Origin of the sequence: Micromonospora sp. NPDC048999, assembly GCF_040649295.1 — a bacterium.
Lineage (GTDB): Bacteria > Actinomycetota > Actinomycetes > Mycobacteriales > Micromonosporaceae > Micromonospora.
Genome location: NZ_JBEZFI010000002.1, coordinates 362,550 through 382,945, shown reverse-complemented (window position 1 = coordinate 382,945; position 20,396 = coordinate 362,550). Strand labels below are relative to the sequence as shown.

Sequence of the window (20,396 nt, the reverse complement as noted above, 5' to 3'; positions counted from 1 at the left end):
TCTTTGTCGGGGGGCGGGGTTAGCGTGTGCGCGCTGTCGCGGTGCCGATCTCCGGCCCCCTTCCCCTCGGAGGCATCACCATGTCGCAGGAGACGACCTATCTCGAACTGTCCGAAGTGGATGGTGCGCACAAGTTCTACGAGGTCGTGGTGGCGGACACCGCGATGACCGTGCGCTACGGCCGGATCGGCGACCCGGGCCAGGCGAAGACGACCAGCTATCCGGACAACGCCCGCGCCCGGGCCGCCGCCGCGAAGAAGATCGGCGAGAAGGTCCGCAAGGGGTACGCCCCGGCGGTACGCGGCGTACGCCAGAAGCGGTCGGTGTCCCGCCGGCAGATCGTCAGCAGCCGCTCCACCGCCCGCACCGCCCCGGTCCTCTGGCGGTACGACTCGGGCGCGCCCGCGTTCGGCATCTTCATCGACGGGCAGACCTGCATGGTCGGCAACGAGCACGGGGTGATCACCACCCTGGGGCACGACGCCCGGGTGCTCAACCAGGTCCGGCTCCCCGACGGGGTGAAGTGCATCGTCGCCGACGACGCCTGGATCTACGCCGGCTGCGACGACGGCAACGTCTACGACCTCTCCGGCAAGGTCCCCCGGGTGGCGTACACGATCGCCCCGGACATCGACATCTACTGGCTGGACATCTACGACGGCGTGCTGGGCGTCTCCGACGGCGAGGGCGGCATCGCCGCGGTCGACCACGAGGACGAGTTCCTCTGGCGCCGGCCGGGACGGGGCCGCTCCGCCTGGATGGTGCGCTGCGACACCGACGCTCTCTACCACGGCCACTCCGCAGGGGTCACCGGTTACGACTGGCGTACCGGGCGGGAGCTGTGGCACACCCGGACCGGGGCGGTGCTCTTCGGTTGGCAGGAGCGGGACAGCGTGTTCGCGGGCACCGGCACCCGGGAGGTGGTGCGGCTGCGCAAGGACGGGCGAGCCGAGCAGACGTACCGCTGCGACGCCCCGGTCTTCTCGTGCGCCACGGCCGAGGGCGGCCGGTATGTCTTCGCCGGGGACAGCGCGTCCTCGATCTACTGCTTCGACGCGGCCGGCAACCGGCTGTGGAAGCTCGGCACGGGCTGCGGCTCGGCGTACTCGATGCAGTATCACGAAGAGCGGCTCTACGTGGTCACCACCAGCGGCCACCTGGCCTGCATCGACGCCAGCGAGCCGGCGATCCGGGCCGCCGAGGCGGGCAGCGTGCCGGCGGTGGTGGACGTCAAGGCTCCGGCCCGGCTGCCCGAGCCGGCCGCCTGGACCACGGTGGAGGTGACCACCGACGACCGCTCCGGCGTGGTGGTGCAGTGCGTCGAGCAGGGCGGTCGGCTGCGCATCCAGGTCCTCTCCGACGGCTACCAGCGGGACTGGTCGGTGCAGTTCCCCAAGGGCATCCGGGAACCGGGCGCCCGCTACCTGGTCACCGAGCTCCGGGAGTCCGGCCGGGGCGGCTTCTACCGGGCGTACGGCGACATTCGCCGGCTGCGCTGAGCCGGATGGAGATCCCCGAGGGGTTGGGTTGGGTTCGGCGGATGCCGGCGGGCCGGGACTGGCTGGCCGAGCTGCCGCACCGGCTGACCGACTGCGTGCAGCGGTGGGGGCTGCGGGTCGGCCCGCCCTACCCGTACGCGTTCGCGTCGCTGGCGGTGCCGGCCGAGCTGCCGGACGGCACCCCGGCGGTGCTGAAGATCCAGTACCCGGACGACGACAGCCGGCACGAGGCGACCGCGCTCGACCGATGGGGCGGCCGGGGCGCGATCCGGCTGCTGGCCCACGACCCGCCGAGCCGGGCGCTGCTGGTCGAACGCTGTGTACCCGGGACTCCGCTGCACGAACTGCCGCTGGACGCGGCGCTGGACGTGGCGGTCGAGCTGCTCCCCCGGCTCGGTGTGCCGGCCGGTTCGCCGTTCACCTCGCTGGCCGAGGAGGCGGCCGGCTGGGCCGAGCGGATCCCGGCCAACTGGGAACGGGCCAACCGGCCGTACGAGCGGCGGCTGCTGGACACCGCGCTCGGGCTGATCGCCGACCTGGTGCCCAGCCAGGGCGAGCAGGTGCTGGTCAACCAGGACCTGCACGCGGGCAACGTGCTCCGGGCGAGCCGGGAGCCGTGGCTGGCCATCGACCCGAAGCCGCTGGTCGGCGAGCGGGAGTTCGCGCCGGTGCCGCTGGTGCGCGGCGCGGAGCTGGGGCACTCGCCGCAGGCGGTGCGCTACCGGCTGGACCGGCTCAGCGCCGAGCTGGGCCTCGACCGGGAACGGGTGCGGGGCTGGACGATCGTGCACACCGTGGCGTGGAGCATCGGCGGGGATCAGATTTTCCCCGGAAACGTCGACGTGGTCCGCTGGCTGCTCACCCCGAGCCCTGGCAGCGGGAGCACCAGTAGAGGTTGCGGCCGGCCAGGTCACCTCGGCTGATCTCGGTGCCGCAGACGTGGCAGGGCGCGCCGGGGCGGCGATAGACGTACACCTCGCCGCCGTGTCGGTCGACCCGGGGCGCGCGGCCCATCGCCTCCGGCAGGTGGGCCGGGCGTACGGTGTCGATCCTGCCGCGCTCCACGGCGAGGGTCATCAGCGCGACCAGGTCCGCCCAGAGCTCCGCCCAGCCGGCCGGGGTCAGCTCCCGGCCGGGCAGGGTGGGCGGCAGCCCGGCCCGGAACAGCGCCTCGGTCACGAAGATCAGGCCGGTCCCGGCCACCACGGACTGGTCCAGCAGCAGCGCCGCCAGCGGGGTGCCGCTACGGCGGATCCGCGCGTACGCCCGGTCCGGGTCGGCGTCGGCGCGCAGCGGGTCCGGGCCGAGCCGGTCGCGCAGCGCCGCCACCTCGGGCGGGGTGAGCAGCTCGCACGCGGTCGGGCCGCGCAGGTCGAGCCAGTGCCGGTCGGACCACAGCCGGAGCCGCACCTGCCCCACCGGGGGTGGCGGCTCGCCGGGCCCGTCGGCGAACTTGCCGTAAAGCCCGAGGTGCACGTGCAGGGTCAGCTCGTCGGCGTAGTGGTGCAGCAGGTGCTTGCCGTACGCCTCGGCGCCGTCCAGGACGCTGCCGCTGAGCCGGGCCGCGCCCGCGGCGAACCGCCCCTGCGGGCTGGCGGCGTGCACCTTGTCGCCGGCGAACAGCTCGGCGTGTTGGGCCGCGAGGCGATGGATGGTGTGTCCCTCTGGCACGGACGTCAAGGGTAGTCAGCCGCTCTCAGTGGTGTGCGGAGCGGGCATACATCCTTACCGCCAGCGCGCGTCGTTGCGGGTGGCCCTGGCTGCGTCGAGCAGGTGGGCCAGCCGGTGCCGCAGGAGCTACGGAACCGGAGCCTCGTCGTCACCGTTCACGCACGCGGCACCTTCGTCGCTGAGCAGTAGCCCGGCCAGCCCTGTCGATCGTGGCCACGGCTGACACGGTGCACCCATCGCTTTGAGATCTTGGCGCGAAACGGCCCCTGGAGGGGCCGAAAGCTTCCAAGATCTCAAGGCGGTCCTGCGCTGGCCGCCGGTAGTGCGGGCGGCCGTCGATAAGTGTCGACTTCCCGGTGACCGGGTACCTCCTGGGTTTCACGCGTGGCTGCCACTGCTCTCCCCCGGCCTCCACGCAGCAAGTCAGGAGGTGTCGAAATGAAGATCTTGTCCCGCCGGAGTGGCCCGGCGCGAAATGAGGACGTGAACGGCGACGGCATCGACGACGACCGCGGCCACGTCCGGGTCGGCGTCGCACGCGCCGACGCCGACCCGCGTACGCCGGACCGCACGGCCGGCCCCCGAACGGCGGACCGGGCCGACGTGCGGCGGCGGGCGGCGGCGAGGGCTGTCGCCGACCGGCCACCGGGCACGGAGGCTCGGAGCGACCGCGCCACGGTCGACCCGGATCCGAGCCTGGAGCGCACCGTTGACGTGGACCGGGACGGCCGGCCGGACCGGCCGCTGGACCGCGCCGATCTCGACGGGCGCACGGCCCCGATGGCGCTCGGCCCGAAGCCCCGGGCCAGCCTGCTGGCCACCCTCGGCCTGATCGTGTCGGTGGTCGGCGCGCTGTTCGTGCTGACCGGCACGCTCGCCGGGTACGGCATCGGGCTCGGCGCGGTCGGCGCGGTCCTCGCCGTGCTCGGCCTGATCGCCACCCGCCGCCGGCACGTGGCCGGCAAGACCGACGCGCTGATCGGCATGGTGGTCGGCCTCGCCGCGGTGGTGCTCGGCGTCGTGGCGATGACCGGCCAGTTCGACTGGCCGACCACCGACGGCGAGTGGGTCGGCCGGTTCCGGGGGTGGCTTGATTCACAGTTTGCCGGTCCGGCCTGACGGGCACTGTCCCGCTCGCCGGCGCAGCGCCGGCCCGCCCGATCAGCTCTGGTGGTTCACCAGCCGGGCACCCTCTCTGTCGGGGGCGGCGGTTCGCCGCCCCCGAAGTGTTTCCAGCGACCGGTCCCGCGTCTACGCAACGATCCACCGTAGGAAGCGCCTCAGACGCAACGATCTAGCGCTGGACGCAACTTCTCACGGTGGATGTCGTCGACCCGAGCCGCATACCGTTGGACCACGGCGCCAGCCCGTGGGCCGACGGTGGCCGGGCGCGCCCGACCCCTGGGAGCACGACAATGACGATGGCCACCCGCCAGCGCTACCTGATGTGCCGGCCGACGTACTTCGCCGTCGACTACGCGATCAACCCCTGGATGGACCCCACCGCGTCGGTCGACGCCGACCTGGCGATCCGGCAGTGGGAGCAGCTCCGCCAGACGTACGTCGACCTGGGCCACGAGGTCGAGCTGATCGACCCGGTCGCCGGGCTGCCGGACATGGTGTTCGCTGCCAACGGCGGCACGGTGATCGACGGCAAGGCGATGGCGGTGCAGTTCCGCGACCCGGAGCGCGCCGACGAGGCCCCCGCCTACCGCGACTGGTTCGAGGCGGCCGGCTTCGAGATGTACGACCCGAAGCACGTCAACGAGGGCGAGGGCGACGTCCTGCTGGTCGGCGACTACCTGCTCGCCGGCACCGGGTTCCGCACCGCGCACGCCTCGCACGCGCAGTTGCAGGAGGTCTTCGGCTACCCGGTGATCACCATGCAGCTGGTGGATCCGCGCTTCTACCACCTGGACACCGCGCTCACCGTGCTCGACGAGCGGACCGTGGCCTACCTGCCGGAGGCGTTCTCGCCCGGCAGCCAGGCGGTGCTGCGCCGGCTCTTCCCGGACGCGGTCCACGCGACCATGGCCGACGCCGAGGTACTGGGGCTGAACGCGGTCAGCGACGGCAACCACGTGGTGCTGCCCGCCCAGGCCACCGACCTCGCCGCCAAGCTGCGCGACCGGGGCTACCAGACCATCGGGATCGACCTGTCCGAGCTGCGCAAGGCCGGCGGCGGACCGAAGTGCTGCACGTTGCGACTCCGTCAGGGAAAGGCAGTCAAGTGATCATCGACGACATGCTGCGCACGCCGTCCGCGGTACGGGACGCAGAGCGCCACACGGCGCACAACTACCACCCGCTGCCCGTGGTGGTCTCGTCCGCCGAGGGCTCCTGGGTGACCGACGTGGATGGCCGCCGCTACCTGGACTGCCTGGCCGGCTACTCGGCGCTGAACTTCGGTCACCGGCACCCGAAGCTGATCGAGGCCGCGCACGCGCAGCTCGACCGGCTCACCCTGACCAGCCGCGCGTTCATCCACGACCAGTTTGCCGACTTCTGCCGTGAGCTGGCCGAGCTGTGCGGCAAGGACCTGGTACTGCCGATGAACACCGGCGCCGAGGCGGTGGAGACCGGCGTCAAGGTCGCCCGCAAGTGGGGCTACCAGGTCAAGGGCGTGGCCCCGGGCCAGGCGAACATCGTGGTCGCCGAGGGCAACTTCCACGGCCGGACCACCACCATCGTCAGCTTCTCCACCGACGAGGACGCTCGCGCCGACTTCGGGCCGTACACCCCGGGCTTCACGGTCGTGCCATACGGCGACCTGGACGCGCTGACCGCCGCGATCGACGAGAACACCGTCGCCGTGCTGCTGGAGCCGATCCAGGGCGAGCAGGGTGTCGTGGTGCCCCCGGAGGGCTACCTGCCGGGCGTCCGCCGGGTCTGCACCGAGCGGAACGTGCTCTTCATCGCCGACGAGATCCAGTCGGGTCTGGGGCGGACCGGCGCGACCTTCGCCTGCGAGCACGAGGGCGTCGTCCCGGACATGTACCTGCTGGGCAAGGCGCTCGGCGGCGGCATCGTGCCGGTCTCCGCGGTGGCCGCGAACGCCGACGTGCTCGGCGTGCTCAAGCCGGGTCAGCACGGCTCGACGTTCGGCGGCAACCCGCTGGCCTGCGCCGTCGCCACCGAGGTGGTCCGGCTGCTGGCCACCGGCGAGTTCCAGCAGCGCTCGGCCGAGCTGGGCGAGCGGCTGCACGCCGGCCTGCGCGGCCTGATCGGCAAGGGCCTGCTTGCCGTCCGGGGCCGCGGCCTCTGGGCCGGCCTGGACATCGACCCGGCGCTGATGACCGGTCGGCAGGCCTGCGAGCGGCTGATGGAGCGCGGCGTCCTGGCCAAGGACACCCACGGCTCGACCATCCGGCTCGCCCCGCCGCTGGTGATCACCGAGGAGGAGATCGACCACGCGGTGGCCCAGCTCGCCGCCGTGCTGGCGGGCTGACCCCGTACGCGTAAAGGGCGCCGGGACCACAACGGTCCCGGCGCCCTCGGGCGTTGGCGTCAGGGACGCGGCAGGCGCATGGCCATGGTGGGGGCCTCGGCCATGACCGAGTTGGGGCTGAACCTCGCGTCGCTGTGCAGGTCGTCGGCGCGGGCGACCTGCACACCCGGGTAGAGCTCGACGATGTCGGCCTGGCCCAGCACCCGGGACTGCTGCGGGGCCAGCGCGATCCGGTCCGGCTCGGCCATCGAGCCGCCGGGCCGCACGCCCGAGCCGTTGGTGCTGGTGTCGGTGACGATGACCTCACCCGCCCGCAGCTCGAACCGGACGTGGCTGCGGCTGATCCAACGCCGCGTCTCGTCGTTGAGCCACTGGCCGAGCACGATCCCGCCCGAGGGGTCCGGTGCCCGCCCGACCAGCACCGGCTGGGCCTCGGTCAGCACGAACCGCCGCCGGACCAGCCCGCCGATCCGGACCGCCAGCACCTCGGTACGCGGACGCGGCCCGGCGTCGCCGAGCCGGGTGCCGTGCCGTGGGCAGGTCGGCACGCCGTTACGCAGGGAGGGCGGCGGCTGGCCGGCCGGGGCGCGGTCCACCCTGGCCAGGTCGGCGAAGGCGCCACCGCCCCCGCCGCCGAAGAGCGCGCACCCGGACTCGGGGCAGCGCCACTGTCGGGCCAGCAGCTTCGCGCCGACCGGCGAACGGCTGCCGGAGGCCGGGCTCTGCCCGCCGCCGACGTGCGCGATGAACACCGGGCCGCCGGCGCCGGGCACCGGGGCGAGCACCCGACCGGCCTGGCCGAGCCACGGGTAGCGCCCGCCCAGCCCGTCGAAGCGGACCCGGCTGAGCACCGGCAGCCCGAGCAGGTCGGCCACCTCCAGCATCCGGTCGCCCGGGTGGTCCAGCACCTCGACCAGGCCGTCGTCGGCCCAGCGCCGGACCACCATCCGCTCGTTGGAGGTCAGGTCGGCGTCGGAGAGCAGCGCCCGGTGCACGATCGCGTAGACCGGGACACTGTCTTCCTCGACCTCCCGGGACAGGGCGTCGATCACCATGCCGAGCCGCAGCAGGCTGGCGGGCCGCCCGCCGTCCAGGTCCTGCCAGCGGATCACCTCGGCCAGGTCCACCACGGCCCGCGCCATCGAGGGGTCGGTGGAGACCCGTCCCTCGATGGCGTCGAGCACCTTGCTGATCTCGAATCTCATGCGGCGCTCCGGACGATGTCGTCGATCCGCCGGGTCGGGGTCGGTCGACCCGACGCGTCCCGCACCGCCACGGCGGTCAGCACGTCTGCCATGCGCCGACCCTACCGGGCGGGCTTTCCGCGGCCCGGCCCCGGCACACGCCCGGACAGGCCCGGGGGCCGCCGTCGGTCATCCGGCCCGCAGCGGGCGGCCGACCTCGTGCAAGTGTGCGAGGGCCTGCCGGTACGACTCGACCAGCCCGGTCTCCGCGTACGGGATGCCCTGCTCGGCGCAGTACGCCCGGACGATCGGCCGGGCCCGGCGCAGGTTGGCCCGGGGCATGTTCGGGAAGAGGTGGTGCTCGATCTGGTAGTTCAGCGCGCCCAGCGCCACGTCCACGAACCGGCCGCCCCGCACGTTTCGCGAGGTGAGCACCTGCTTGCGCAGGAAGTCCAGGTCGTCGTCGCCGGTCGGCATCGGCATGCCCTTGTGGTTCGGGGCGAACGCGCAGCCCATGTAGAGCCCCCAGAGCCCCTGGTGGACGGCGACGAAGAGCAGGGCCTTCCCGGGCGACATCACCGCGAACAGCAGGCCGAGGTAGCCGACGGTGTGCGCGACGAGCAGCACCGCCTCGACCGCCCGGTGCCGTACCGGGGTGCGCCACCGCCCGCCCTCCCGGCCGGCCAGCGCCTGCACGCTCGCCACGTGCAGCGCCAGCCCCTCCAGCAGGAGCAGCGGGAAGAAGAACCACGCCTGCCGCCGGGCCAGCCACCGGCCCATCCCCCGGGTCGCCGCCGCCTGCTCGTACGTCCAGACGAGCGCGCCCGCCCCGACGTCCGGGTCCTCGTCGGTGTGGTTCGGGTTGGCGTGGTGCCGGTTGTGCTTGTCCACCCACCAGCCGTAGCTGAGCCCGACGGCGAGGTTGCCGGCGACCAGGCCGGCCAGCTCGCTGGGGCCGCGTCGACGGAACATCTGCCGGTGGCCGGCATCGTGCCCGAGGAACGCCACCTGGGTGGTGGCCACCGCCATCGCGGCCGCCAGCAGCACCTGCGTCCAGGAGTCGCCGACCGCGACCACCACCGCCCAACCGGCCAGGAAGGCGCCGAGGGTGAGCCCGATCCGGGCCGCGTACCAGCCCGGTCGGCGGGCGAGCAGCCCGGCCTCGGCGACCTGGCGGGACAGCCGCGCGTAATCGCTGCCCCGCCGGTTCGGTGGCGCCGTCAGCGTCGATGAGGTCATGCCGATACCTGTCCCCTCGGTCGGTCGTCACACCAGCGGCGCAACTCTCCGTAACCAAGCATGCCTTGATCGGCTGCGCTGGGTAATCCAGACAGCACCCCAGCTGCGGGTGGGGTTCTCCCTACCCCAGTCGCCCGACCATGGTGCGCAGCCGGGCCAGGTCGCGCCGCCGCCGCTCGTAGGTGGCGGCGAGCGCGATCAGCGCCAGCCCACCCAGGCCGAGGAAGATCCAGCGGGGCAGCAGGTCCCAGCCCCGGGCCAGCTCGTGCAGTGCCAGCGGGACCAGCGTGGCCGCGCCCAGCAGGACGGGCGCCTGCCAGCGTCGGGCCGCCCCGCCGAGCACCGCGCTCAGCGCCGCCACGCCGAGCGCCAGCCGGCGGCCCGGCTGGGGGTCCGCCGCCACCAGGACCGACACCAGGCTGGGCAGCAGCGCCGCGACGAGCCCCGGTCCGAGCGCCAGCCAACTGTTCAGGCCGGGCCGGGTGCGCAGCGCCAGCAGGCCGGCGCCGAGGGCGAGCGCCGCCGCCGGCACGGTGTACGCCTCCAGCACGGCCACCCCGCCGGCGGCCAGCAGCAGCCAGCCGCCGAGCAGTTCGCTGCCGCCCGCGACACCGGCGAAGATCCAGCGCCGGGCCAACGGTTCGCCCCGGCGCACCACCCGCACCGCCACGGCCGCGCCCCACAGCGCGCAGATTGCCGCCGCGTGCCGCAACGCGCCGCCGGCGAGCAGCAGCGCCAGCAGGGCGACCACCTGCACAGCCACCTCCAGCGCCACCGCACCGGCCGCCCGGGCCCGCAGCAGCGGCACGGCGTGCAGCACCGGCACCGCCACGGCCAACACCGTGAAAGCGGCGGTACGCAGCGGCAGCCCACCGGCCAGCGACGCGGTCACCGCGAAGCCGGTGGCCGCGGCCAGGGCCAGCAGCCAGCCGGCGAGCCGGGTGCCCGCGTGCCGCCCGGCCACACCGGCCACGGCCGCCGCGACGACCACCGCACCCAGCCCGGCAAGCGTCCCGGCCCGGGTGGCAAGCATCCCGCCCAACCCGGCGAGACCCAGCACCAGCCCGAGCGGCAGGGCGACCGGTGCCAGCAGCGGACGCGGCGCGGCGAGCGCGGCCACCAGCAGCACGGCCAGCCCGGTCGCGTACGCCACCGCGGGCACCACCGGCCACGGCGCGCCGACCGCCGCCAGCAGCACCGGCAGGGCGACCGCGCCGAACGGCAGCGCGGCCAGCGCCGGCAGCCACCAGCCGCTTCGACTACTCCAACTCGACGCGCCTGGCACCGCGCCACGACCGGGAGCCGTCGCGATCCGGGCGTACGACCCGGCGGCGACCCCGAGCAGCAGCAGCGCCAGCGCGGCCCGGGCCGCGCCCGACACGGGCGCCACGGCCGGCACCCCGGACCAGACCGGTACGGGCAGCTCCACCAGCACCCGCAGGGTCGCCGGGGCGGCGGCGAGCAGCGCCAGCCCGGCCAGCCCGGCACCGACCACCCGCGACGCGGCACCGGGCCGAACCGCCGTGCCGGCGGCGAGGGCCAGCAGCACACCCGCCGCGGCGTAGAGCGACACCGGTTCCGCGCCGGGTACGACCAGCGGGGCGACCCCGACGGAGGCGAGCACGACGGCGAAGCCGGCCGAGGCGTACCCGTGCAGGTCGGGCCAGTGCCGACGGACGGCGGGCACGGCGACCGTCAGCAGCGCGACGGCGACGGCCGCGCCGCGCAACTGCCACCAGGGCGGCGCGCCGAACCCGATCAGCGCGACCGCCACCCCCGCCGGCACGGCGAGCAGCGCCGCCGCCAGCGCCACGCCGGCGACACCCCGCTGCTCGCCCTCGCCCCGGCGACCGCGCGCCGCCACGGCGGGGCCGAGGGCTGCGAGCACGGCCAGCGCGGCAGCCGCCCCGGCCGGCTCGGCGCAGCCGACCAGCAGGGCGTGGCCGAAGAGGACCGCCGCGGCCAGGGCGCAGGCCAGCACGTCCGGCAGTCGCCGGGCCGGGCGGAACACGGCGCCGACCAGCAGCGCGTTGGCCGCCACCAGGTCGATCGTCAACACCAGCGGCCACGGGGTGGCCGCGACGGCCGGCGCGGCCAGCACGGCCAGCGCCCCACCGATCACCCCGACGAGCAGCCGGGCGGCCCGGGGTAGCAGCAACGCCACCGCCCCGGCGGTGAGCAGCACGGCGACCGGCAGCTGCCAGCCCCAGGACGGGGTCGGCACCGTCCTGCCGCCCTGCCAGGCCGGGAACGCGGCGAGGGCGCCCGCCCCGGCGACGATCACGGTGAGGATCGTGACGACCTGGCCCAGCCCGGCCGCCACCACGAACGCGCCCACCCGCGGCCCGATCCGAAACCGCGCCGGCAGCGTCCGCACGGCGCCGGCCGACCCGGCCACGACCAGCCCGGCCGCCAGCAGCAGCAACCCCGGGCGCAGCGCGGCGACCGGCCGGATCAGCGCGGTGGCCAGCACCGGCACCAGCAGCCCGGCGGCGACCGCCCGGTAGGCCCGGCCGCCGGCGGCCAGCGCCCCGGCGAACAGGGCCAGCGTCACGAGCAGCAGCGGACCACCGGCCAGCAGCGCGGTGCCGGCCGCCCGGCCGAGCACGAGGGGCACCAGCGCGCAGCCGGCCGCGGCGGCGAGCGCCACGCCGTGCCCGACCCAGCCCAGCACCCGCCCGGCGGACACCGTCGACCCGCCACCGGCCCGGCTGCGCAGGAGCACCACCACCGCGAGGTCGCCCAGGGCCAGGCCGGTGAGGACCAGCGCCCATCCGGCGGCCGACGGCTCCGCCTCGCCTGCGGCCAGCGGCAGCACGGGCTGCGCGGCCAGCAGCGCCGCGAACCACGGCACGGTGAGCCGGCTGAGGCGCCCGTACCCGGCGGCGACCGCCGCGCTGGCCCCCCCGACCAGCGCGGCGTACCGGCTTCCCGGCCAGCCGGCCACCCCGAACAGGTCCACCGACCAGGCGGCGTACCCGTCGAGGAGCACGAGCAGCAGCCCCACCGCGGCGAACGTCTCGGCGGTGCCGCGCAGTCCGCGCCGGCGCGCGACCAGCGGCCCGGCGAGAGCGAGCGCGGTGAAGCCGAGCAGGATCAGCGCCCGACCGCCGACCCCGAAGGCGGCCCAGGCCACCGCAGTAAAGACCACCGCCGCGGTGCCGAGCAGCAGCCCGCCGAGCACGAAGAGGAGGCTCTGCACGGTCCGGGTCGAGGTCTCCGCGCCACCGGGCTGCGGGGCGGCGGCCGGCACCGGGTGCGGCGGCGATCCGACCGGATGCGCCGGCGGCATCGAGCCGAGCGGGCGCGGCGCGGGAATCTCCAGCCGGATCCGCGCCGCCAACTCCGTCCGGCGCTGCCGGGCCGCGCCGAGTCGGGCCGTCAGCTCCTGGTACGTGACCCGGGCGCGCTCGACCTGCGGGGTCAGCGTGGCGATCTCCCGGTCCAGCCGGATCACCTCGGCGGCCGGCGGATACGGCGGGCGACCGCAGCCGGGGCAGCCGGAGACGAGATCGGCGGGGGCACCGCAGCCGGGACAGGGGTAGCCGGTGTTCTCCACTCGGCCATCATCGTGGCCGGCGGGCCGGCCGCACAGAGTAGCCGTACCTAGGAACGGGTCTGCTCGCGCACCCAGGACGCGTAGTCGGCGTTGCCGCACTCCACCCGGGTCACCAGGATCTCCGGCACCTCGTACGGGTGGTTGAGCCGGATCTGGTCGACGAGGGCGTCCACCCGATCCGGCGTGGTCTTGAACTGCACCGACCACTCGCCCGTGGTCTGGATCGCGGACTGCCACCAGTAGGTGCTGTCCACCTGACCACCGACCTGGGCGCACGCCGCCAGGCGTCCCGCGACGGCCGCGGCCGCCAGCACGTCCGCGACCCGGCGGGCGTCCACCACCGTCGTCACCACGCAGATCTGCTCCACGGAGCGCACGATACGTGGAATTCCTGGTAGTCCGCTGGCCCCTTTGAGGTCAGTCGGGGGCGGCCTCGTCCCGGTTCGCCGCGACCCAGTGGTCGATCCGCGCCCACCAGTCGAAAAGCCAGTCGATTCGCTCCTGCCGCCCGGCGGGGATGTCCTCCGGCGGCACCGACCAGAACCGCATCACGATCCGCTTGTCCATCGGCAACTCCCGCCACACGTCGGCGACGGTGAGCATCCGATCCAGTCCGGTGTGGGCGACGAAGACGGCCCCGGCCTCCGGCGCGGCGTCCAGGGCGGCCAGCAGCCCGCCCGGTTGCGGGGCGAGCACGTGCCGCATCCGCTCGGCACGGGACGCCATCCGGTCCAGCCCGAGCGCGCGCAGCCGGGCGATCGCCCGCAGCCGCCGCTTGGGGGTGAAGTTGCCACCCTCTGGAAAGATCACGAACGCGGCGTCGCCGTCCAGCTCCCTCGCGAGGTGGCCGATCTGCGCGATCACCGTCTCCCGACCGTCCGGCCCGGACGCGATGAACCGGTTGGGCAGCCGGTTGAGCAGGACGTCGATCGCCGGGTCCCACTGGAGGCTCTCCTTGAGCACGATCCGTGGTTCCCGGTGAAACCAGTTCACCAGGGCGTGGATCAGGATGAACGAGTTGCCGGGCCCGGCGTGCCGGCAGATCACCAACCCGGGGCGGCCCGGCAGGGCGACGTCCGGATCGGTGCCAGTCACGTCGATATGCAGCCGCAGCGCCCAGCGGGCCTGCCAGAACAACACCCGAAGGAACCAGCCGGCGAGCAGGTAGTGCGCCCGTTGGAACGCCGGTGACCGCTTGCGCGCGCCGAAGCCGGAGGCCACCCAGAGCGCGAAGAGGGCGAGCAGCGCGGCGGCGTCCCAGACCAGGTAGACCGTGCCGATCCAGAGCACCCGCAGCGGTCGCAGCCGTCCCGGCACCAGCGGCGAGGCGGCCAGCGCCAGCAACGCCCACACCGGCAGCGTGATCGCCACGGCGAACGCGAGCAGCACCACGCCCGGGGCCAGCACTAACCGGCGTGCCCACCGGGGCGGCAGCGGCATCAGCGCTCCAGCCGGGCGTCCAGGTAGCGGCGGGAGGCGGTGTACGCGCGGCTGATCCGGCGCCCTACGGCGGCCAGGTCGCGGTACGCCCACGGGCTGTCATCGCGCGGCTCCAGCCCCCCGGTGGGTAGCACGTGCACCTCCACCCCGTCGGGCAGGGCCGCCATCTCCCGGGCGAACCGGTGCCGCCGCGCGATTTCGAAGGCCACCTGGGCGATCTCCCAGGGGCGCTGCGGCGGGCTCAGCTCGCGCTCGATCCGCCCCACCTGAAGGACGAAGATCTGCGTGGCCCCGGCGGCGACGGCTTCCCCGACCGGGATGGAGTTGACCACCCCACCGTCGATGTAGTGCTGGCCGTCGATCTCGGCCGGCGGCAGCAGCCCCGGCACCGAGGCGGAGGCGAGCACCGCGGGCACCACCCGTCCGCTGTGGAACCAGTGCTCGGCGGCGCGCTGGATGTTCGCGGCGCAGCAGCGGAACGGCACCTTCAGGTCGGCGAAGGTGGTCTCCTCGCCCAGCTCGTTCTCCAGCAGCCGACGCAGCGGCCGGGGCGAGTGCAGGTGGGTACGGGCGGCGAAGCGGCGTAGTTGCCGGGCGACCGAGTCGCCGTACACCTCGCTCGCCTCCGGCGAGGCCCAGAGCCGGACCAGCCGGTCGGTGACCGCCTCGGTCGGGTCGGCGGCGACCAGGGCGCCGTTGACCGCGCCGATCGAGGTCCCGAGCACCATGTCGGGCCGGATCCGGGCCCGGAACAGGGCGCGGAGCATGCCCACCTCGACCGCGCCGAGCACGCCTCCACCGCCGAGCACGAACGCCACGGGACCGCCTGCCATGCCATTCATCCTGGCACGCACCCCGAGCACGGCCCGCCGGAGCCGACCGGCCCGACACTCGCGGTCACCCGGCGCAATTGTCGAAGTGCACCTTGCAACCGAGGACCGGACAGCCGTTGACAGCTCGGACACATTCCCGCAACCTGATACCTCCCCCAAGCCCAGGCAGGTGCGACGTGAAGGCCTCACTGCACGCCAGCAGGCTGCTGGCCCGCAGGTACCGGCTCATCGACCAGATCGGGGCCGGCGGCATGTCGGTGATCTGGCGTGCCCGGGACGAGGTGCTGGACCGGGTCGTGGCGCTGAAGGTGCTCGCCCCCTCGCTCGCCGCCGACGCCCGGTTCCGGGACATGGTGCGCGCGGAGGCCCGTTCCGCCGCGCAACTGGTGCACCCGCACGTCACCGCCGTGCACGACTACGGCGAGGCGCTGGCACCGGACGGCAGCATCACCTCGTTCGTGGTGATGGAGCTGCTCAGCGGCGAGGAGTTGGAGCACCGGCTGATCGACGGTCCGCTGCCCTGGTCGGAGGCGGTGGAGATCGGGGCCCAGGTCGCCGAGGCGCTGGCCGCCGCCCACCGGCTCGGCATCGTGCACCGGGACATCACCCCGGCGAACGTGATGATGACCCGGGTCGGCGCCAAGGTGCTCGACTTCGGCATCGCCACCCGGGTCGGCGCACCCGACGAGGACGAGGACGGCGGCACGTTCGGCACCCCGGCGTACGTCGCGCCGGAGCGGCTGGACGGCGCGCCGGCCCAGCCCGCCACCGACGTCTACTCGCTGGGCGTGCTGCTTTTCGAGACGCTGACCGGCCAGCCGCCGTACCCGGCGGACACCTGGGAGCAGCTCAGCGTGACGCTCGCCGAGACCGGGCTGCCGACGCTGGACGTACCCGGCCTGCCGCCGCCGGTCGCGGACGTCTGCCTGCGCTGCCTGGCCCGCGACCCACGGCGGCGGCCCACCGCGCACCAGGTGGCCGTCGCGCTGCGCGACCAACTCCTGCCCGCCGACCCGCGCGCGGCCACCGTGCTTACCCCGACGATGACCCTGCCGGCGCTGACCCCTCCGGAGCCACCGGCCTCGGCCCACCGGCCCGCCGCCGAGGCCGCCGGGGCTGCCGGGAAGGCCGGAGCCGCCGCCGGGGCCGCCGGGGCCACGGCGGACGGCGCCGGGGCGTCGGCGGCCCCTCGGCCGGACGGCGACGTACCGGGGACGGCCGGGCCGCGGCGGAACGGACGCCGGCGGTCGCTGCCGCTGGCGGTGGTCGGTGTGGTCGTGGTGGTCGGCGGCGGCACCGCGCTGCTGGCACCCACCCTGCTTCCGGAGCGGCAGCCGTCGCCCGGGGCGCTGCCGACCACCGCGCCGGCGGTGGTCCCCTCCGCTGCGCCGTCCAGCCCCGACCCGGCGCGGACGGAGCCGCCGCCCAGCCCGACTCGACCGGCCCCGGCGACCAGCAGCGCCGTGCCGGTGCCGCCTGCCGGCGGCCTGGTCGAGGCGGCCAGCCGGGTGGACGGGCTCATCGAGGCGGGGCTGGCGGCCGGCCAGATCCGTGACGACGTCGGCGTCGACCTGCGCAACCTGCTGCGCCACGTGGCCGACGCGACCGGCGAGGACGCGCTGAGCAGCGCGGTGGAGCGGCTCCGCGTGAAGATCGGTGAGCGGCAGCGCGAGGGCAGCATCAGCTCGGCGTACGCCACCCGGCTCGACGCGGCCGCCGCCCAGCTCGCCGCGGCCCGGTCCGGATCGCTCAACGGGTGACCGGCGCGGGTTCCCGCCGCCCCGGGCGGGCCGCGCCGGTGGTGAGGAAGCTGCGGTAGACCGACTCGTAGTCGTAGGCCATCCGCTCCGCGGAGAAGTTCTGCGCGACGTGCGCCACGCAGTCGGCCGGGTTCAGGCGGGACGACTCGAGCAACGCCCCCGGGAGTTCGCCGGGGTGGTCGCAGATCAGTCCGGTCACCCCGGGGCGGACCAGCTCCGGCACAGCGCCCCGACGCAGCGCCACCACCGGCGTGCCGGTCGCCATCGCCTCCAACATCACGATGCCGAACGGTTCCTCCCACTGGATCGGCATGATCAGGCACCGGGCGTCGACCAGCAGCCGCAGGCTCGACTCCCGGTCGGCGTTCAACACCAGGGTCACGTCCTCGTCGAGCAGCGGCTCGACCACCTGCTCGAAGTATCGGCGTTCGGCCGGCTCGTTGCACTTGCCGGCGAGGGTGAGCGGCAGGCCGGCCCGGCGACAGGCGCGGATCGCCACGTCGGGCCCCTTGTCCGGACTGAATCGGGCGAGCCAGAGCACCGGCCCGTGCCCCGGCGCCCGCTTACGCGGGAAACCCCGCAGCGGCATCGCGTTGTGCACCGTCCCCACCCAGGGCAGGCCCGGGTTCGCCCGGCGCTGGGCGTGCGAGATCGCCACCAGCCCCACCCCGTGGTCGGTGTCGCTGAGCACCGTGCCGTACTCCCCCACCGGGTTGCCGTGCACGGTGGCCACCGTGGGCACCGCCCGACGGCCGGCGACCAGCGGCCCGATGGTGGTGTGGTCGTGGATCACGTCGAAGTCGGCGGGCCCGACCAGATGGTTGACCCGCGCCAGGTGGGCCAGTTCGGGCAGGGACTCGCCGAGCCGGGGGTACTGAAGTTCCGCACCGGTGGACACGAAGTCGGCGCTGGTGCCGTGTTCCCGCCCGGCGCCGAAGACGGTCACCGCGTTGCCGCGGTCGACCAGGGCGTCCACCAGCCCGGCCACCACCTGTTCGAGGCCGCCGTAGCCGGGCGGCGGCACCGACAGCCACGGCGGCACCACCATGGCGACCCGCAACGGCCGGTCCCGCGTACGGTCCGACGGCTGGTGCTTCACGAGTCCTCCCCGATGGTCCCGGCGTGGCTGATCGGCGACGCCTTCCCGGCCTGGCCGGGGGTAAACGGGCGCAGGGGTGCGACGGCTCAGCCGGCCACCATGATCCGGTCGTGCACCTCGCGGATTCCGGGGGTGGCCCAGGCGGACCGTTCCGCCTCCTCCCGCTGCCACCACGAACGGACCACCCCGTCGAGCACCACGGTGTCCCCGTTGACCCCCACCCGGATCCGGTCCGTGCCGGTCCGCCGTAGCAGGACCCGGTGCAGGTCATGGCGGGTCTGTTCGTCCGTGGAGGGGGCGGGTGGCCGGACCTCGACCAGGTTGGTGACCCCGCGTACGCCGCGCAGGCGGCGCAGCTCCCGCTCGGCCGTACGCCGCTGGAACCCGTACTCCACCTCGCCACGGAGCATGATCCAGCCGTCGGCGACGGTCACGTCCAGCCGCTCGGCCGGGACGAAACTGTCCCACTCCAGCGCCCGACTGGCCGCGATCGCGATGTCGGCGTCGGTGCGCTCCTCGGTGGCGGGCAGACGTACCTCGAGATCGCTTGCGACGGCGCGGACCCCGCGTACCCGGTGCGCGCAGCGCTCGGCCGCCCAGCGCCGGGCGTAGCTGTCCACCTGGCCGGTGAGCGTCACCACGCCGTCGGCGACGGTCACCCCGATGTCGGTCGGTCGGGTCTGCGCGTCCCAGTCCAGCTCGGCGAGCACTTCCCGCTGGATCTCCGGATCGGTACGGACGGCGGCGGTGGTCATGGCGGCCCCTCCCGTGCGGTTCGACGGTGAGTCGAGGGTCCCGCCGGACGGGGTTAGCCGGGCTCACCCGAACCGGGTGGAAACGAAAGGGGGCGGCGGGTGACGGAGCCAACCCCCTTGGCTCCGTCACCCGCCGCCCGGGAGGAGGCAGGTCTTTGTCGTTACGCCGTCTCGGCGAGCGTCACGGTTGCCGTCTGGGCCGATCCGTTCCGCTTGTACTGTACGTCGATCCGGTCGCCGACCTTGCCCGACTGGACGGCGCCGACCAGGTCGTTCGAGTCCTTGATCACCTTGTCGCCGAACCGGGTCACCACGTCGCCCCGCTGCAGCCCGGCCTTCTCCGCGGCACTGCCCGGGGTGACCGCGGCGATCATCGCGCCACCGTCCTCGGCGGCCGTCACCTGCACTCCGAGCGACGGGTGGCTGATCTTCTCGCCGCGCTGGAGCTTCCCGGCGACGTCCTTGGCCTTGTTGCTCGGGATGGCGAAGCCGACGCCGATGTTGCCGTTGCTGCCCTGTCCGGCAGTGGCGATGGCGGTGTTGATGCCGATCACCTCACCGCGGGTGTTGACCAGCGCGCCACCGGAGTTGCCCGGGTTGATCGGGGCGTCGGTCTGGAGCAGGCCGGAGATCGAGCTGACCCCCTGCCGCTGGTCCATCTGCTGGCCGCCTTCGCCGGCCTGGATGGTGCGGTCGCGGGCGCTGATGATGCCGGACGTGACCGAGCCCTGCAGGCCGAGCGGGCTGCCCAGGGCGAGCACCGTGTCGCCGACCTGCATCGCGTCGCTGTCGCCCAGGGTTGCCGCCTTCAAGCCGCTCACCCCGTCGGCCTGGACCACCGCGAGGTCGGTCTTCGGGTCGGTGCCGATGATCTTCGCCTGGGCGGTCTTGCCGTCGGCGAAGACCACCTTCACCGTGTCGCCGCTGGCGGAGGCGACCACGTGGTTGTTGGTCAGCACGTACCCGTCGGCGCTGAGGATCACCCCGGAGCCCTCACCGCTGTCCGTCATGATCGTGACGATGCTGTCCTGGACGGAGGCCGCGATCTTCGGCAGGTCGGCGCTGTTGATCACCGGAGCCGCCGAGTAGGTACGGGTGATGGTGGTGTGCCCGCCGACCGCGAGCGCGAGGGCACCGCCGGCCACCCCGGAGCCGAGCATCAGCGCCAGGGCCAGCACCCCCACACCGATGAACTTCCCCGCCCGGCTCGGCCGCGCCGGCTGCGGCGGGCCCCAGGGCGAGACCGCCTGGCCGGGCTGGTGCGGCAGCGCGCCGGGATAGGGCTGGTGCTGCTGGTACGGCGGGACCGGCCCACCGGCCGCCGTCGGGTAGCCCGCGCCGTGGTACGCGCCAGCGGCGTGGTGCGCGCCGGCGCCGTGGTGGGTGGTGTCGGCGGCCCAGCCGCCCGACTGCTGCCCCCCGTACCACGAGCCGGGCTGCTGCGGCTGCCCGGAGACCGGGTACGACGGCGCGGACGGGGTCTCCGTCGGCCGGGCGTACGGGCTGACCGGCTGCGCCGTCTCGGCACGGCCGGCGTCGTAACCCGCCGGGGCCTCGCCGTAGCCGAAGCCGGTGCCCGCCGGCGCCTCGGCGTAGCCGAAGCCGGTGCCCGCCGGGGCCTCGGAACGGCCGAAGTCGGTGCCGGCCGGTGCTTCGGTGCGGCCGGCGGAGGCGGCCTCGTCGGCGGTCCCGGCGGCCGGGGAGTCGGCCGGAACCGGCGCGGCGGCCGGGGTGAAGATGGCGTCCGAGGGCACGCTCCCGGTGCGGGGCAGCTCGGCGGTGGGGTGCGACGGCTCGGCGTCGGCTGGAGCCGGCGACCGCTGGGGGTCGGTCTCGTGGTCGGTCATGGTTCCACCTTCTCCGCTGGCACTGCAATCAGCCTGGAATACGCCTGAATGTTTTCTGAAAG

16 protein-coding genes are annotated in these 20,396 nt (G+C 74.5%); 6 read left to right on the top strand and 10 right to left on the bottom strand.

Translation table 11 applies throughout. The annotated features are described in order from the left end of the window. Nucleotides 1–80: 80 nt before the first annotated feature. Entirely contained in the window at nt 81–1,499 is a 1,419-nt protein-coding gene (locus AB0C02_RS06225; protein ID WP_357541702.1) for a WGR domain-containing protein, read from the top strand. Nucleotides 1,500–1,504: 5 nt separating this feature from the next. Continuing rightward, nucleotides 1,505–2,422, top strand: a complete 918-nt coding sequence (locus AB0C02_RS06220; RefSeq protein ID WP_357541700.1) for an aminoglycoside phosphotransferase family protein — start codon at nt 1,505–1,507, stop codon at nt 2,420–2,422. On the opposite strand, the gene AB0C02_RS06215 is transcribed toward AB0C02_RS06220, so the two are convergent. Then, entirely contained in the window at nt 2,358–3,170 is an 813-nt protein-coding gene (locus tag AB0C02_RS06215) for a DNA-formamidopyrimidine glycosylase family protein (RefSeq protein ID WP_357541698.1), read from the bottom strand. The two genes, AB0C02_RS06220 and AB0C02_RS06215, sit on opposite strands and share 65 nt — an antisense overlap. 438 nt (nt 3,171–3,608) lie before the next feature. Between AB0C02_RS06215 and AB0C02_RS06210 the strand changes: the two genes are divergently transcribed. The 3 genes from AB0C02_RS06210 to rocD all read left to right on the top strand — a co-directional run bounded on the left by AB0C02_RS06210 (nt 3,609) and on the right by rocD (nt 6,618). Further along, nucleotides 3,609–4,289 (top strand): DUF4190 domain-containing protein, encoded by a 681-nt coding sequence (locus AB0C02_RS06210; RefSeq protein WP_357541696.1) that lies wholly within the window; start codon nt 3,609–3,611, stop codon nt 4,287–4,289. A 296-nt stretch (nt 4,290–4,585) separates the two neighbouring features. Then, nucleotides 4,586–5,404, top strand: coding sequence for a dimethylargininase (ddaH, locus tag AB0C02_RS06205; protein ID WP_357541694.1), 819 nt, complete (start codon nt 4,586–4,588; stop codon nt 5,402–5,404). Then, nucleotides 5,404–6,618: an ornithine--oxo-acid transaminase gene (rocD, locus tag AB0C02_RS06200; protein WP_357541832.1), complete on the top strand. Its 1,215-nt coding sequence runs from the start codon at nt 5,404–5,406 to the stop codon at nt 6,616–6,618. The genes ddaH and rocD overlap by 1 nt, the downstream gene beginning before the upstream one ends. A 59-nt stretch (nt 6,619–6,677) precedes the next feature. Here the strand turns inward: rocD and AB0C02_RS06195 are convergent, their stop codons facing one another. The 6 genes from AB0C02_RS06195 to AB0C02_RS06170 all read right to left on the bottom strand — a co-directional run bounded on the left by AB0C02_RS06195 (nt 6,678) and on the right by AB0C02_RS06170 (nt 14,873). After that, nucleotides 6,678–7,823 (bottom strand): FHA domain-containing protein, encoded by a 1,146-nt coding sequence (locus tag AB0C02_RS06195; protein ID WP_357541692.1) that lies wholly within the window; start codon nt 7,821–7,823, stop codon nt 6,678–6,680. Nucleotides 7,824–7,991: 168 nt separating this feature from the next. Then, on the bottom strand, nt 7,992–9,041 hold the full coding sequence (locus AB0C02_RS06190; RefSeq protein WP_357541690.1) for an acyl-CoA desaturase: 1,050 nt from the start codon (nt 9,039–9,041) through the stop codon (nt 7,992–7,994). Between the two features lie 121 nt (nt 9,042–9,162). Next, a complete protein-coding gene (locus AB0C02_RS06185; RefSeq protein WP_357541688.1) occupies nt 9,163–12,600 on the bottom strand; it encodes a hypothetical protein in 3,438 nt (1,145 codons plus the stop codon). 47 nt (nt 12,601–12,647) lie between these two features. After that, nucleotides 12,648–12,968 carry a divalent-cation tolerance protein CutA gene (gene cutA / locus AB0C02_RS06180; protein ID WP_357541686.1) on the bottom strand — a complete coding sequence of 107 codons (321 nt, stop codon included), beginning with the start codon at nt 12,966–12,968 and terminating at the stop codon, nt 12,648–12,650. Nucleotides 12,969–13,017: 49 nt separating this feature from the next. Further along, nucleotides 13,018–14,040, bottom strand: a complete 1,023-nt coding sequence (locus AB0C02_RS06175) for a 1-acyl-sn-glycerol-3-phosphate acyltransferase (RefSeq protein ID WP_357541683.1) — start codon at nt 14,038–14,040, stop codon at nt 13,018–13,020. Next, on the bottom strand, nt 14,040–14,873 hold the full coding sequence (locus AB0C02_RS06170) for a patatin-like phospholipase family protein (RefSeq protein WP_357541681.1): 834 nt from the start codon (nt 14,871–14,873) through the stop codon (nt 14,040–14,042). Before AB0C02_RS06170 ends, AB0C02_RS06175 begins: the two co-directional genes overlap by 1 nt. A 176-nt stretch (nt 14,874–15,049) precedes the next feature. Here AB0C02_RS06170 and AB0C02_RS06165 point away from each other — a divergent pair, with 176 nt between their 5' ends. Next, complete coding sequence (locus tag AB0C02_RS06165; protein WP_357541679.1) at nt 15,050–16,633, top strand: protein kinase; 1,584 nt, start codon at nt 15,050–15,052, stop codon at nt 16,631–16,633. Here AB0C02_RS06165 and AB0C02_RS06160 read toward each other — a convergent pair. From AB0C02_RS06160 to AB0C02_RS06150, 3 genes are all read right to left on the bottom strand, one after another. Next, the gene (locus tag AB0C02_RS06160; protein ID WP_357541830.1) at nt 16,623–17,681 is read right to left on the bottom strand and encodes a glycosyltransferase family 4 protein; all 1,059 of its coding nucleotides are present in this window, start codon (nt 17,679–17,681) and stop codon (nt 16,623–16,625) included. The two genes, AB0C02_RS06165 and AB0C02_RS06160, sit on opposite strands and share 11 nt — an antisense overlap. 137 nt (nt 17,682–17,818) lie before the next feature. After that, a complete protein-coding gene (locus AB0C02_RS06155) occupies nt 17,819–18,487 on the bottom strand; it encodes a BON domain-containing protein (protein WP_357541677.1) in 669 nt (222 codons plus the stop codon). 161 nt (nt 18,488–18,648) lie between these two features. Continuing rightward, nucleotides 18,649–20,334, bottom strand: a complete 1,686-nt coding sequence (locus AB0C02_RS06150) for a trypsin-like peptidase domain-containing protein (RefSeq protein ID WP_357541675.1) — start codon at nt 20,332–20,334, stop codon at nt 18,649–18,651. Between the last annotated feature and the right edge of the window lie 62 nt (nt 20,335–20,396).